Origin of the sequence: Nocardiopsis sp. FR4 (assembly GCF_009830945.1) — a bacterium.
In the GTDB taxonomy this organism is placed as follows: domain Bacteria; phylum Actinomycetota; class Actinomycetes; order Streptosporangiales; family Streptosporangiaceae; genus Nocardiopsis.
Genome location: NZ_VWVV01000039.1, coordinates 21,201 through 32,592 on the forward strand (window position 1 = coordinate 21,201; position 11,392 = coordinate 32,592).

Annotated in this window: 11 protein-coding genes and 1 tRNA gene; 9 read left to right on the forward strand and 3 right to left on the reverse strand. The window is 72.5% G+C overall.

Translation table 11 applies throughout. From position 1 onward, the window contains the following. Nucleotides 1-30 precede the first annotated feature (30 nt). Nucleotides 31-456, forward strand: a complete 426-nt coding sequence (dtd, locus tag FYW95_RS25515; RefSeq protein WP_159944534.1) for a D-aminoacyl-tRNA deacylase — start codon at nucleotides 31-33, stop codon at nucleotides 454-456. 140 nt (nucleotides 457-596) lie between these two features. Here dtd and FYW95_RS25520 read toward each other — a convergent pair whose 3' ends face one another. Both FYW95_RS25520 and FYW95_RS25525 read right to left on the reverse strand, forming a co-directional pair. Then, a complete protein-coding gene (locus FYW95_RS25520; RefSeq protein WP_159944533.1) occupies nucleotides 597-1,292 on the reverse strand; it encodes a response regulator transcription factor in 696 nt (231 codons plus the stop codon). Then, nucleotides 1,289-2,482 carry a sensor histidine kinase gene (locus FYW95_RS25525; protein WP_159944532.1) on the reverse strand — a complete coding sequence of 398 codons (1,194 nt, stop codon included), beginning with the start codon at nucleotides 2,480-2,482 and terminating at the stop codon, nucleotides 1,289-1,291. Before FYW95_RS25525 ends, FYW95_RS25520 begins: the two co-directional genes overlap by 4 nt. 124 nt (nucleotides 2,483-2,606) lie before the next feature. On the opposite strand from FYW95_RS25525, the gene phoU reads away from it, so the two are divergent. The 3 genes from phoU (at nucleotide 2,607) to ispF (ending at nucleotide 4,686) form a co-directional block, all read left to right on the forward strand. Further along, nucleotides 2,607-3,269, forward strand: coding sequence for a phosphate signaling complex protein PhoU (gene phoU, locus FYW95_RS25530; RefSeq protein WP_159944531.1), 663 nt, complete (start codon nucleotides 2,607-2,609; stop codon nucleotides 3,267-3,269). Between the two features lie 428 nt (nucleotides 3,270-3,697). Next, the gene (locus FYW95_RS25535) at nucleotides 3,698-4,180 is read left to right on the forward strand and encodes a CarD family transcriptional regulator (RefSeq protein ID WP_026129182.1); all 483 of its coding nucleotides are present in this window, start codon (nucleotides 3,698-3,700) and stop codon (nucleotides 4,178-4,180) included. 35 nt (nucleotides 4,181-4,215) lie between these two features. Next, the gene (ispF, locus tag FYW95_RS25540; protein ID WP_201295040.1) at nucleotides 4,216-4,686 is read left to right on the forward strand and encodes a 2-C-methyl-D-erythritol 2,4-cyclodiphosphate synthase; all 471 of its coding nucleotides are present in this window, start codon (nucleotides 4,216-4,218) and stop codon (nucleotides 4,684-4,686) included. 106 nt (nucleotides 4,687-4,792) lie between these two features. Here the strand turns inward: ispF and FYW95_RS25545 are convergent, their stop codons facing one another. Further along, a complete protein-coding gene (locus tag FYW95_RS25545; protein ID WP_160050922.1) occupies nucleotides 4,793-6,571 on the reverse strand; it encodes a DUF2637 domain-containing protein in 1,779 nt (592 codons plus the stop codon). Between the two features lie 305 nt (nucleotides 6,572-6,876). Here FYW95_RS25545 and cysS point away from each other — a divergent pair, with 305 nt between their 5' ends. The 5 genes from cysS (at nucleotide 6,877) to FYW95_RS25570 (ending at nucleotide 11,072) form a co-directional block, all read left to right on the forward strand. Further along, nucleotides 6,877-8,277 (forward strand): cysteine--tRNA ligase, encoded by a 1,401-nt coding sequence (gene cysS / locus FYW95_RS25550; RefSeq protein ID WP_159944528.1) that lies wholly within the window; start codon nucleotides 6,877-6,879, stop codon nucleotides 8,275-8,277. A 133-nt stretch (nucleotides 8,278-8,410) separates the two neighbouring features. Next, nucleotides 8,411-9,370, forward strand: a complete 960-nt coding sequence (gene rlmB / locus FYW95_RS25555; RefSeq protein WP_159944527.1) for a 23S rRNA (guanosine(2251)-2'-O)-methyltransferase RlmB — start codon at nucleotides 8,411-8,413, stop codon at nucleotides 9,368-9,370. A 163-nt stretch (nucleotides 9,371-9,533) separates the two neighbouring features. Beyond that, a complete protein-coding gene (locus tag FYW95_RS25560) occupies nucleotides 9,534-9,845 on the forward strand; it encodes a DUF8129 domain-containing protein (protein ID WP_159944553.1) in 312 nt (103 codons plus the stop codon). 16 nt (nucleotides 9,846-9,861) lie between these two features. Then, on the forward strand, nucleotides 9,862-10,887 hold the full coding sequence (locus FYW95_RS25565) for a DNA topoisomerase IB (protein WP_159944526.1): 1,026 nt from the start codon (nucleotides 9,862-9,864) through the stop codon (nucleotides 10,885-10,887). Between the two features lie 112 nt (nucleotides 10,888-10,999). Continuing rightward, nucleotides 11,000-11,072, forward strand: a tRNA-Thr gene (locus tag FYW95_RS25570). The last annotated feature ends 320 nt before the right edge of the window (nucleotides 11,073-11,392 follow it).

Genomic DNA, 11,392 nt, shown 5'->3' on the forward strand with positions numbered 1-11,392 from the left:
CCGGCGCGAGGGCAACACGAGGGAGGGACCATGCGCGCGGTCGTGCAACGCGTGTCGCACGCGTCGGTGACGGTGGACGGCGAGGTGGTCGGGCGGATCACCGAACCCGGCCTGATGGCGCTGGTGGGGGTGACCCACACCGACACCGCCGAGGAGGCGGCTAGGATCGCCCGGAAGCTGTGGACGCTGCGGATCCTGGAGGACGAGCGGTCGTGCTCCGACACAGGTGCGCCCCTGCTCGTGGTCAGCCAGTTCACGCTCTACGGCGACGCGCGCAAGGGGCGGCGGCCCACGTGGCAGGCGGCGGCGCCCGGCCCGGTGGCCGAGCCGCTCGTGGACACCGTCGTCAAGGAGCTGCGCGCGCTGGGGGCCGAGGTCGCCACGGGGGTGTTCGGGGCGAGGATGTCGGTCGCCCTCACCAACGAGGGTCCGTTCACCGTCATCCTGGAGGCCTGAACCGCGGCGGCGCCGCCGTCGCGGCCCCGTGGCCGCCGGGCACCGGACCGGACCGCGGTCCGGCCGCCCCGGGGCCGGGAACGCCGACCCGGCCCGCCGCGCCCGGGAGGCGCGAGGGGCGGGGACCGGAGGGGTGCGTGTCAGACGTCCGCGGTCACGGGCTCGAACTTGTAGCCCAGGCCGCGCACGGTGACGATGTACTTGGGGTTGCTGGGGTCCTCCTCGATCTTGGCGCGCAGCCGCTTGACGTGCACGTCGAGGGTCTTGGTGTCACCGACGTAGTCGGCGCCCCACACGCGGTCGATGAGCTGCATCCGGGTGAGCACCCGCCCGGCGTTGCGCAGGAGCACCTCCAGCAGCTCGAACTCCTTCAGGGGAAGCTGCACGTTGTCGCCGCGCACCGTCACCACGTGCCGCTCCACGTCCATCCGGACCGGACCGGCCTCCAGGGCGGCGGGCAGCACGACCTCGTCCTCGCCGCGGCGGCGCAGCACCGCGCGGATCCGCGCCACCAGCTCGCGGGAGGAGAACGGCTTGGTCACGTAGTCGTCGGCGCCGAGCTCCAGACCGACGACCTTGTCGATCTCGGAGTCCTTGGCGGTCAGCATGATCACGGGAACGTTGGACTTCTGCCGCAGGGTGCGGCACACCTCGGTGCCCGAGAGCCCGGGAAGCATCAGGTCGAGGAGCACCAGGTCGGCCCCGGTACGGTCGAAGGTCTCCAGCGCCACGGTCCCGGTGGGCGCCACGGCGACCTCGAAACCCTCCTTGCGCAGCATGTACGACAGGGCGTCGCTGTAGGATTCCTCGTCCTCGACAACGAGTACACGAGTCACTGTGCCGCCTCCTGACGGTCGGTGTTCCGGGCGACCTCGGGTCCCCGGCTATCGGTCCTGGGCAGACGCAGAGTGAACGTCGACCCAGACCCCTCTTTGCTCCACACGGTCACTTCTCCACGGTGGTGGGTCATGATGTGCTTGACGATCGCCAGGCCCAGCCCGGTACCTCCGGTGGCCCGGCTCCGAGCGGCGTCCACACGGTAGAACCGCTCGAAGATCCTCTCCAGGTCCTGCTGCGGGATCCCGATGCCCTGGTCGGCGACGCTGATGTCCACGCTGGACCTGGACACCCCGACCGACACGGCGACCCGGGTGTTCTTGGGGCTGTAGGCCACGGCGTTGGCGACCAGGTTGCGCAGGGCGGTGCCCAGCAGCCCCTCGTCGCCCAGGACCGTGACGCCCTCGGCGCCGCTGCTGACCAGTTCGATCCCCTTGGAGTCCGCCGCCATCCGCACCGCGTCCAACGCCTCCTCCACCACGGGGCCGAGGTCGACCCTGGTGGGTTCGGCCATCGGTTCGGCGCCCTGGATCCGCGAGAGCGTGATGAGGTCCTGGATGACGGCGGTCAGCCGGGCGGCCTCGGTCTGCATGCGCTCGGTGAAGCGGCGCACGGCCTCGGGGTCGTCGCTGGCGTCCTGTACGGTTTCGGCCAACAGTGACAGGGCGCCGACCGGGGTCTTGAGCTCGTGCGAGATGTTGGCGACGAAGTCGCGGCGCACGGCCTCCACGCGCCGGTGCTCGGTCTGGTCCTCGGCCAGGACCAGCACCAGGCCGGTTCCGCCGAGGGGGGCCACCCGAACCGCGAAGGACGTGGCGTCGGGGCCGAACTTGCGCACGGCCACCTCGATGTCGGTCTCCCGGATGACGCCGTCGCGCCGCACCTGCCGGGCCAGGGCCAGGAGTTCGTTTATCACCAGCTCCTCGCCCCGGACGATGCCGAAGGCGCGTGCCGCGGAGGAGGCGCGCAGGACCCTGTCGGCGGGGTCCAGCACCACGGCGGAGGAGGGGAGCGCGGAGAGGACCTCGGCGATGCCCGGAGGAAGCGCGCCGCCGTCGCGGCGCTGCGGCTCCGGTGCCTGCCGCGTGGCGGCGCCCGTACGGAAGAAGGAACCCGCGAGTACGCCGATGACGACGCCCGTGACGAGCCCGATGATGCCGGTTACCGCGGCGAGAAGTTCCCCTTGCACGTTTCGATCGTAAACGTGTGGACTGGATCTTTACCCGGTCAGGGCACGCGACACAACCGAGGTTCTTCCACCGTTCACCAATTCTTGGCCGATCCTTCAAACAACCACTGGGAGCATTGACACTATGCGCGATACCTACCACGAGGACCTTGACAGCCTGAGTGAACGCCTGGTCGAGATGACCCGGCTCGCCCGGCACGCCGTCGCTCGTGCCACGACTGCGCTGCTGGACAGTGACCTGGACGCGGCCCAGGAGGTCATCTCCGGGGACGAGGCGATCAACCGCCTGGACCAGGAGATCGAGGACACCGCCTTCAGCCTGATGGCGCGGCAGCAGCCCGTCGCCTCCGACCTGCGGACCATCATCACCTCTCTGTACATGCGCGGTGACCTGGAGCGGATGGGCGACCACGCCGTCCACCTGGCCAAGATCGCGCGGCGGCGCCACCCGGACTCGGCGATCCCCAAGCCGGTGCGGTCGATCGTGCTGGAGATGGGGCACCAGGCCGAACTGCTGGTGACCAAGGCGGGCGAGGTCATCACCGAGCGGGACCCGGACACCGCGCTGGAGCTGGACAAGGACGACGACACGATGGACCGGCTGCGGCGCAAGCTGCTGCAGCGCATCCTCTCCCCGGGCTGGGAGTACGGGGTGGAGGCCACCATGGACGTGACCCTGGTGGGCCGGTTCTACGAACGCTTCGGTGACCACGCGGTGCACGTCGCCGACAACCTCGTCTACATGGTGACGGGCGAGAAGCGCGAGGATTACGACCCCGAGGGCTGACCGCGCGGGTCGGAGGCGGGAGCCGCCCCCGCGTCGGGGCCCGGCCCCGGCGCGGGGCGCCCCGCGGGGTGGCCCGCGCCGTTCGGGGCCGTACCGGCCGGTTTCGGGCCTGGTCCGGACGGTGGCGTCCGGGACCCGTTCCGGGCCGGGAGGGCCGACGTGAGATCGGTCGCCCGGGGGTCTGGTATACGCCACACCCAGCGCTACGTCGACGCGCGCGAGAACGCCCGGCGGAAGGCCTCGCGATGCCGTGCGGCGAAGCCGCGCAAGCCCTCTCATGCAGGGTCTGACCAGGCACGCGGCGACCGTCGGGTACACTTTGTCAAGCCCTAAAAAGTGTGGCCTGACCTGCGTGTTCGCAAACCTAATAGGTACGTTAAGTCACAGATTCGTGGTATCCTTGTGGTAGCGGAAGGGGTACCTGTCACATGGCTTTCAAGGTCGGCGACACTGTTGTCTACCCCCATCATGGGGCTGCTCGTATTGAAGCGATCGAGACTCGCACCATTAAGGGCGAGGACAGAACCTACCTCGTTCTGAGGGTTGACAAGGGCGATCTGACGGTGCGCGTGCCCGCCGCCAACGCCGAGGATGTCGGGGTTCGTGACGTGGTGGGGCAGGAGGGCCTGGACAAGGTCTTCGAGGTGCTGCGCGCGCCGCACACCGAAGAGCCCACCAACTGGTCCAGGCGCTACAAGGCCAACCTGGAGAAACTGGCGTCGGGCGACGTCAACAAGGTCGCCGAGGTCGTTCGGGACCTGTGGCGCCGGGACAAGGAGCGCGGGCTGTCCGCCGGTGAGAAGCGGATGCTCGCCAAGGCCCGGCAGATCCTCGTCAGCGAGCTCGCCCTCGCCGAAAAGACCAACGAGGACAAGGCCGAAGCCCTCCTCGACGAGGTTCTCACGAACTGAAGTCAGGTCTGGGAATCACGTAATTCATGACGAAAATGCCTCGGGTGGGCGTCGGAACAGACGTCCACCCGTTTTCTCCTGAACGCACACTTTTTCTCGCCGGTTTGGAATGGCCGGGAGAACAGGGTGTCAGCGGTCATTCCGATGGTGATGTCGCCGCCCACGCGGCCTGCGACGCGCTGTTGTCGGCGTGCGGGCTGGGGGACCTCGGGTCCAACTTCGGCACCTCGGACCCGCGCTGGAAGGGCGCCTCCGGGGCCGCCCTGCTCACCGAGACCGTCGCGCGCGTGCGCGCGGCCGGTTTCGAGGTCGGCAACGTGGCCATCCAGATCATCAGCAACCGGCCCAGGTTCGCCCCGAGGCGGGCGGAGGCCGAGAAGACCCTCTCCGGGATCGTGGGAGCGCCCGTGAGCGTGTCGGCGACCACGACCGACGGGCTGGGCCTCACCGGACGAGGAGAGGGCATCGCGGCCGTCGCCACGGCCCTGTGCGCCCCCGTCGGCTGACGTTTCACTCCACGCCGCCCGGCCCCCCGCTCCAGGACGCGGAGGGCCGGGCGGCGTGCGTGCACGGCCCGCCCGCCGGCCCGGGGGCGCGGGAACCGGTTCCGGCTCACTCGTCGGGCCGGAGCGGCTCACTGCGGACGCGGCGCGAGGGCGGGCCCGACACGAAGTCCGGCATCGGCGGCCGGGGCGGCTTGAGCACCATGGGGCGCTTCTCCAGCTGGGGCCCGTGCCGCCGCGGGTCGGACTCCTCCCGCGGCCCGGCCGTGGGGTCGGGATCGGAGCCACGGGTCTCGTCCGGGGCCGCGTCGGCCCGGGGGAGCGCCTCCGGCTCCGGCAGGGGATCGGCGTCCGTCTCCGGTTCCTCCGGGACGGCGGTCGGGGCCGTCCCCGCCCCGATCCGCTCCCCGGGTTTCCCGTGCTCCACGGGCTCGTCCGAGGGGCGCGCGGCGCCCGGGGGGACGTTTCCGACCCGGAGGGCGGCGCGCACGTCGGCGCCCGCGTCGTGGTCCAGGACGGGGGCCGGGTCCGGTTCGCGCTCCTCCTCGGGGGAGGGTGTGTCCTCCGGCGGTGTCCACACCGGGGGCACGTAGTCCGCCAGGGCGCGGTTGACCGCCTCGGAGTCGTCCTCGGGCGGTTCCCAGAGCGGGGTGTCCGGGAGGTCCGCCGCAGGCTCCCGCAGCCCCTCGGACCCCTCGGCACTCTCGGGCTCCGTGCGGTACTCCGGGGCGACGGCGGACGGCGCGTCGGTGCCGGTCCGGGTGCGCGTCAGCGGTTCCCGGGCCGCCTCCGGTCCGGGTGCGGCCGCCTCCTCCGGTCCGGCCGGGGCGACGGGCACCCCGGCGACCGCCGGTGCGTCGGCCTCGTCCGAGACCGGATCGCCGTAGGGGGGCTCGTGCACGAAGCCCTCGTCGGCCAGGTGGTCCGGCACCGCCACGACCGGCTCCGCCTCGGGCCCGGCGGCGGTGGGCGCCGCCGCGCCGGGCACCACCGGGGCCTGCTCGACGGCACGCCTGATCGGGTTGTGCCCCGTCCGGGAGCGCCGGGGCAGGGCGGCGGCCGACGCGGCGGCCTCCGCGGCCGTCCCCGGCTCCGGCGCGGCCCCGCCCTCCGGGAGGTTCCGGTCCCGCTCCGGGTCCTCGGGGACGCCGTCGGGGACCGCCGTGAACGCCTCAGTGTCGGTGGCGTCCTCGTCGGGGCCGTCGGCGGTGCCCGTCCGCGGTCCCTCCCGGTCCGTCTCCCCGTCGGTCCCCAGGCTCAGCAGCCGGGTCGTGAGCTCCTCCCGGTCGTCCTCCGGCGCGGGCGCTCGGGCCCGGTCGCCCGTACCCGTCGGCGGGACCGCGGAGCGGGTGTGGAGCACCGTGGTGGGGTCGTTCGCCGGCCGCGGCCGCGCGTACGGTTCCCGCCCGCGCCCGCGCCCGCGCATGTGCGCGCGCAGGCTCATCCAGAGCAGGAGGGCCACGAGCAGCGCGGCGAGCGGCGCCACCGCCACGATCACGTTCGCGACGCCCTGGTTCATCCTCTCGACGAGTCCCAGGTGGCTCAGCAGCATCGCGAGGGCGGCGAACAGGACCAGGGACGGGATCAGGACGAGGTCGACCCAGAAGCGCTCGCGCGGGTGCGCTCCGCGCAGCAGGTAGCTCACCCAGCACGCCATGATCAGCAGCAGGGTGTAGGTCACCGGGAACACGTGGGCGAGGAGGCTGCCCTCGTGCCCGCCGTACTCGGCGAGCTGGTAGATGCCGTTGTAGGAGATGACGAGGGCGCACAGCGCGATGACGCCGACGAACAGGGCGCCACCGACGGGAGCACCGGCTCCCGCGCCGCGACCTGCTGCGGGCCGACCGCTCCGTGTCCTTGACTCGGGGGCGTTGTTGTAAGGGGCCATCGCCTTCGCAGCGTAGTCGAGGCGAGGCCGCGAACACGAGATTCCGGATGATTGTGGTCGCTTCCCGACGCGCCACCCCGGGGGTGTTCTGTGGTGTTCTGTCGGAATATGCAGGATGTGGTGACGCGGCGTCCGCTGAGGACGCAGTTCCGGAACGGGGAAACACCCGTGTCGCGTACCCGAATACGGCTAATCACATATCCGCACTTGAGGATGTCCGAGAAGGCGGCGAAGGGGTTGTGCGCCCGGGCGGCGGCCCTGGTTTGTGACGTGTGAGTGAGGGGAAAGAGGATAGGCTTGACAGCGTGAGTCTGCGCTTCTATGACACCAGTGCCCGACAGGTCCGCGAGTTCGTCCCGCTGCGGGAGGGGACCGCCTCCCTGTACCTGTGTGGTGCCACGGTGCAGGCACCTCCGCACATCGGACACATCCGCTCCGGGGTGAACTTCGACATCCTGCGCCGCTGGTTGACCCACCTGGGGTATGAGGTCACCTTCTGCCGCAACGTCACCGACATCGACGACAAGATCATCCGGGTGGCGGCCGAGGAGGGCGTGCCCTGGTGGCAGGTCAGCGAACGCAACCAGCGCGCCTTCACACAGGCCTACGAGACCCTGGGCTGCCTGCCGCCCACCGTCGAGCCCCGGGCCACCGGACACGTGCCCGAGATGATCGACCTCATGCGCCGCCTCACCGACGCGGGCCACGCCTACGCCGCCGGTGACGGCTCCGGCGACGTCTACTTCGACGTGCGCTCCTACCCGCCCTACGGCGGGTTGTCCAACCAGCGCCTGGACCAGGTCATGGAGTCGGAGGACACCGACCCGGGCCGGGGCAAGCGCGACCCCCGCGACTTCGCCCTCTGGAAGGGCGCCAAGCCGGGCGAGCCCAGCTGGGACACCCCTTGGGGACGCGGGCGCCCGGGCTGGCACCTGGAGTGCTCGGCCATGGCCACCAAGTACCTGGGACCCAGCTTCGACATCCACGGCGGCGGCCTGGACCTGGTCTTCCCGCACCACGAGAACGAGCTCGCCCAGTCACGCGCCGCCGGTGACGGCTTCGCCCAGTACTGGCTGCACAACGGGCTGCTCGCCGTGGGCGGCGAGAAGATGAGCAAGTCCCTGGGCAACTCCCTGCTCATCCCGCAGATGGTGCGCAAGGTCCGCCCGGTCGAGCTGCGCTACTACCTCGGCCAGGTGCACTACCGCTCGGTCATCGACTACTCCGACGCGGCCCTGCGCGAGGCGGCCACCGCCTACCAGCGCATCGAGGGCTTCCTCACCCGGACCGCGGAGGTGCTGGGGGAGGTCCTCCCCGCCGCCGACGTGCCCGCCGAGTTCGCCTCCGCGCTCAACGACGACCTCGGGGTCTCCCAGGCCCTGGCCGTCGTGCACGGCCACGTGCGCGAGGGCAACACGGCCCTGGCCGCCGGGGGCAAGGAGCAGGCCGCCGAGATCGCCGGTGAGCTGCGCACCATGCTCGGCGTCCTGGGCCTGGACCCGCTCAGCGAGCAGTGGGCCACCGGCGAGCATGGGTTGCGCGAGGTCGTGGACGCCCTGGTGGCGGTGGCCTTGGAGCAGCGGCAGGCGGCCCGCGGACGCAAGGACTACGCGGCGGCCGACGCGATCCGCGACCAGCTCGCCGAGGCGGGCATCGTGGTCGAGGACACCCCGCAGGGCCCCCGCTGGGACCTGCGCCGCGGCTGATCCGACACGCGCGGTGGCGCGGCGGCGATAGGCTGGGAGTTTGCCGCCGCGCTCACGCCGGTCGGCGACATTCCACCAGCCGGACGCCCCGAGCCTCCGGCATGCTCGCGATACGTACGGGGAGGCGGCGACCATGCCGGCGAAGAAGAGCAAGAAGGGTCCGACCAAGGGCAGCGGAGGCAAGGGCCGCCGTTCCCTGGAGGGCAAGAGCGGCACCCTGCCCGCCGAGCAGCGGCACTGGTACGACGGCAAGCAGCGGGCCAAGGCCGCCCGGCGCCCCGGCGCCGCTCCCTCCCGCGGCGGGGCGGGCTCCGACCGCCGCCGCCCGGACAGCTCCGAACTCCTGGTCGGACGCAACCCGGTGGTGGAGGCGCTGCGCGCGGGGATGCCCGCGAGCCGCCTGTTCCTGGCCAACAGCCTGGACCCCGACGACCGCGTCAACGAGGCGGCCCGCCTCGCCGGTGAGCGCGGCATGGAGGTGCTGGAGGTGACCCGCGCCGAGCTCGACCGCCGCTGCGAGAGCAACGGCCAGCCCGGCGCCGCCCACCAGGGCATCGCCCTCCAGGTGCGCCCCTACCGGTACCGGATGCCGGAGGACCTTCTGGAGAGCGCGCTGGCCTCCGACACCCCGCCGCTGATCGTCGCGCTGGACGGGGTGACCGACCCGCACAACCTGGGCGCGGTCGCGCGTTCGGCCGCCGCCTTCGGCGCGCACGGCCTGGTCATCCCCGAGCGCCGCTCGGCCGGGGTCACCATGACCGCCTGGAAGACCTCGGCGGGCACCCTGGCCCGGCTGCCCGTGGCCCAGGCCACCAACCTGACCCGGGCCCTGGAGGGCTTCAAGAAGGCCGGCCTGTTCGTCGTCGGCCTCGACGCCGGGGGCGACACCCCGGTCCCGGAGCTGGAGCTGGCCACCGGCCCCCTGGTCATCGTGGCGGGCTCGGAGGGGCGGGGCCTGTCCCGCCTGGTGCGCGAGACCTGCGACGTGGTCGCGGGCATCCCCATCAGCAACGCGGAGTCGCTCAACGCCTCCGTGGCCGCCGGGGTGGCCCTCTACGAGGTGGCCCGCCGCCGGTCCTCGGCCGCGCGGTAACGCGACCGCCGGCCGCCGCGTGGGCCGGGGCGGAGGAGTCCCCGCCTCCGGCCGTCCTCCCCAGCACGTCCGACGGCGGCGGCCCGCCTGTTTCCCGCCCCGGCCCGGGGGTAGCTGGAGGGCTACGTCCGTGCTGTCCGCAGAGGAAGCGCAGGTGAAGGACATGTCGGCGGAAAGGACCAGGCCCCCCCTTCCCGACTACGAGGAACTGTCGCTCCAGGACCTGTCGGAGCGGGTGCGCTCACTGCCAGCGGAGCGGGTGCGTGAGCTGATCGCCTACGAGGAGAGCCACGCCGAGCGCATGGAGGTCCTGGAAGTCCTGGAGGACCGGCTCACCAAGCTTGAGGGCCGGAACGGGTTCCTCGGGGGCTCCGGCCCCGAGGGAGAAGCGGACCCCGACGGCCAGGAGCCCGACGCGGACGCGGTGCCCCACAGCGCGGAGCGCCCGCCCGACCGCGGTCCGGACCACTGTTGAGCGGACGGGCCGGGACATGAGGCTGCGGCGCAGCGACCCCGCCGGGGCGGGGATCACCCGGGTCCGGCGCGGGCGCGGCTTCCGCTACTACGGCCCCGGCGGCGAACCCGTCACCGACCCGGACGAGCTGCGGCGGATCAGGGAACTCGTCGTGCCGCCCGGCTGGAACGACGTGTGGATCTGCGCGTCACCGGAGGGCCACATCCAGGCGTGCGGCACCGACGACGCGGGCCGGCGCCAGTACCTCTACCACCCCGAGTGGCGGCGCAGGAGCGACGAGGCCAAGTACGACAGCATGCTCGACTTCGCCGCGCTGCTGCCCGAGGTCAGGGAGACGGTGGCCGCCCACATGGGCCTGCGCGGACTGGTGCGCGAACGCGTCCTGGCCGCGGCGGTCCGGCTGGTCGACCTCGGCTTCCTCCGCGCGGGCGGGGAGGCCTACGCGGCCCGCAACGACTCCTACGGGGTGGCGACCCTCCTGCGCGAGCACGTCCACCGCAGTCGCGGCACGGTCGTGTTCGAGTTCCGGGGCAAGTCGGGCCGCGAGCACCGCGTCGAGTGCTCCGAGCCCGAGGTCTGCCGGGTGGTCGCCGCACTGCAGCGGGCCCGCTCACCGGGGCAGGACCTGTTCGCCTACCGCGTCGGCGACGGCTGGCACGACGTGAACACCGACGACCTCAACGCCTACCTGCGGGAGGTCTGCGGCGAGGAGCACACGGTCAAGGAGTTCCGCACATGGCACGCGACGGTCCTGGCCGCCGTGGGCGTGGCGGTGGCCGTGCCCGCCGACGACGAGCGGGCCCGCGCCAGGCTGAAGGCCCACGTGGTCCGCGAGGTGGCCGACTACCTGGGCAACACCGAGGCGGTGGCCCGGGAGTCCTACGTCGACCCGCGGGTCTTCCGCCTGTACGAGCGCGGCGTGACGATCGCCGACTCCCTGCCGGACCTGGGCGAGGGCGCGACGGCCCCGGGGGAGCTCGCCACCCGGGGCGGGGTGGAGGAGGCCGTGCTGCGCATGCTGCGCGAGCACGGCGACGCCTGACCCGTCCCGGGGCGGACACGTTCCGCGTGCGGGGAGTATCCGAGTAGGCCCGGCGGGCTCTGAACCGGTACCATTTCGGAGGACGCAGCCGGGACCACGGTCACGGCGGCCCGCCAGCGTAGCTCAATCGGCAGAGCAATCGCCTTGTAAGCGATAGGTTAGGGGTTCGATTCCCCTCGCTGGCTCTCAACTGGCCTGACCTGCGGTGACGCTGGTCGGGCCGTTCCGCCGGTTCGCCCGCGGGACCGGGGGCGATCGCCCGTGCCGCTCCGGTGCGGCCGTGCGGCCCGCATCCGCCCCCACCGCGTGCGCCGACGCCGGCAGCAGCGCCGACCCGCCGTGTTCCGTGCCCTCGCGGGGCCCCCGTGCGCGCCTCCGCCCGGGAAGGGCTCGCTGTCGCGCGTGGGTTACCGTGCCCGGGGCGGCGGGTCGTGAAGGATGAGGTCAGGACTGCCCGGACGCCCCGGTGCGCCTCCCGACCGCCGGGAAGGCCTCCGGAGCTGGT

Excerpts from the sequence above, each read along its gene's own strand:
- dtd (WP_159944534.1), top strand. The coding sequence starts at position 31 with ATGCGCGCGGTCGTGCAACGCGTGTCGCACGCGTCGGTGACGGTGGAC.
- phoU (WP_159944531.1), top strand. The coding sequence starts at position 2,607 with ATGCGCGATACCTACCACGAGGACCTTGACAGCCTGAGTGAACGCCTG.
- FYW95_RS25535 (WP_026129182.1), top strand. The coding sequence starts at position 3,698 with ATGGCTTTCAAGGTCGGCGACACTGTTGTCTACCCCCATCATGGGGCT.
- ispF (WP_201295040.1), top strand. The coding sequence starts at position 4,216 with ATGCCTCGGGTGGGCGTCGGAACAGACGTCCACCCGTTTTCTCCTGAA.
- FYW95_RS25545 (WP_160050922.1), bottom strand. The coding sequence starts at position 6,571 with ATGGCCCCTTACAACAACGCCCCCGAGTCAAGGACACGGAGCGGTCGG.
- rlmB (WP_159944527.1), top strand. The coding sequence starts at position 8,411 with ATGCCGGCGAAGAAGAGCAAGAAGGGTCCGACCAAGGGCAGCGGAGGC.
- FYW95_RS25560 (WP_159944553.1), top strand. The coding sequence starts at position 9,534 with ATGTCGGCGGAAAGGACCAGGCCCCCCCTTCCCGACTACGAGGAACTG.
- FYW95_RS25565 (WP_159944526.1), top strand. The coding sequence starts at position 9,862 with ATGAGGCTGCGGCGCAGCGACCCCGCCGGGGCGGGGATCACCCGGGTC.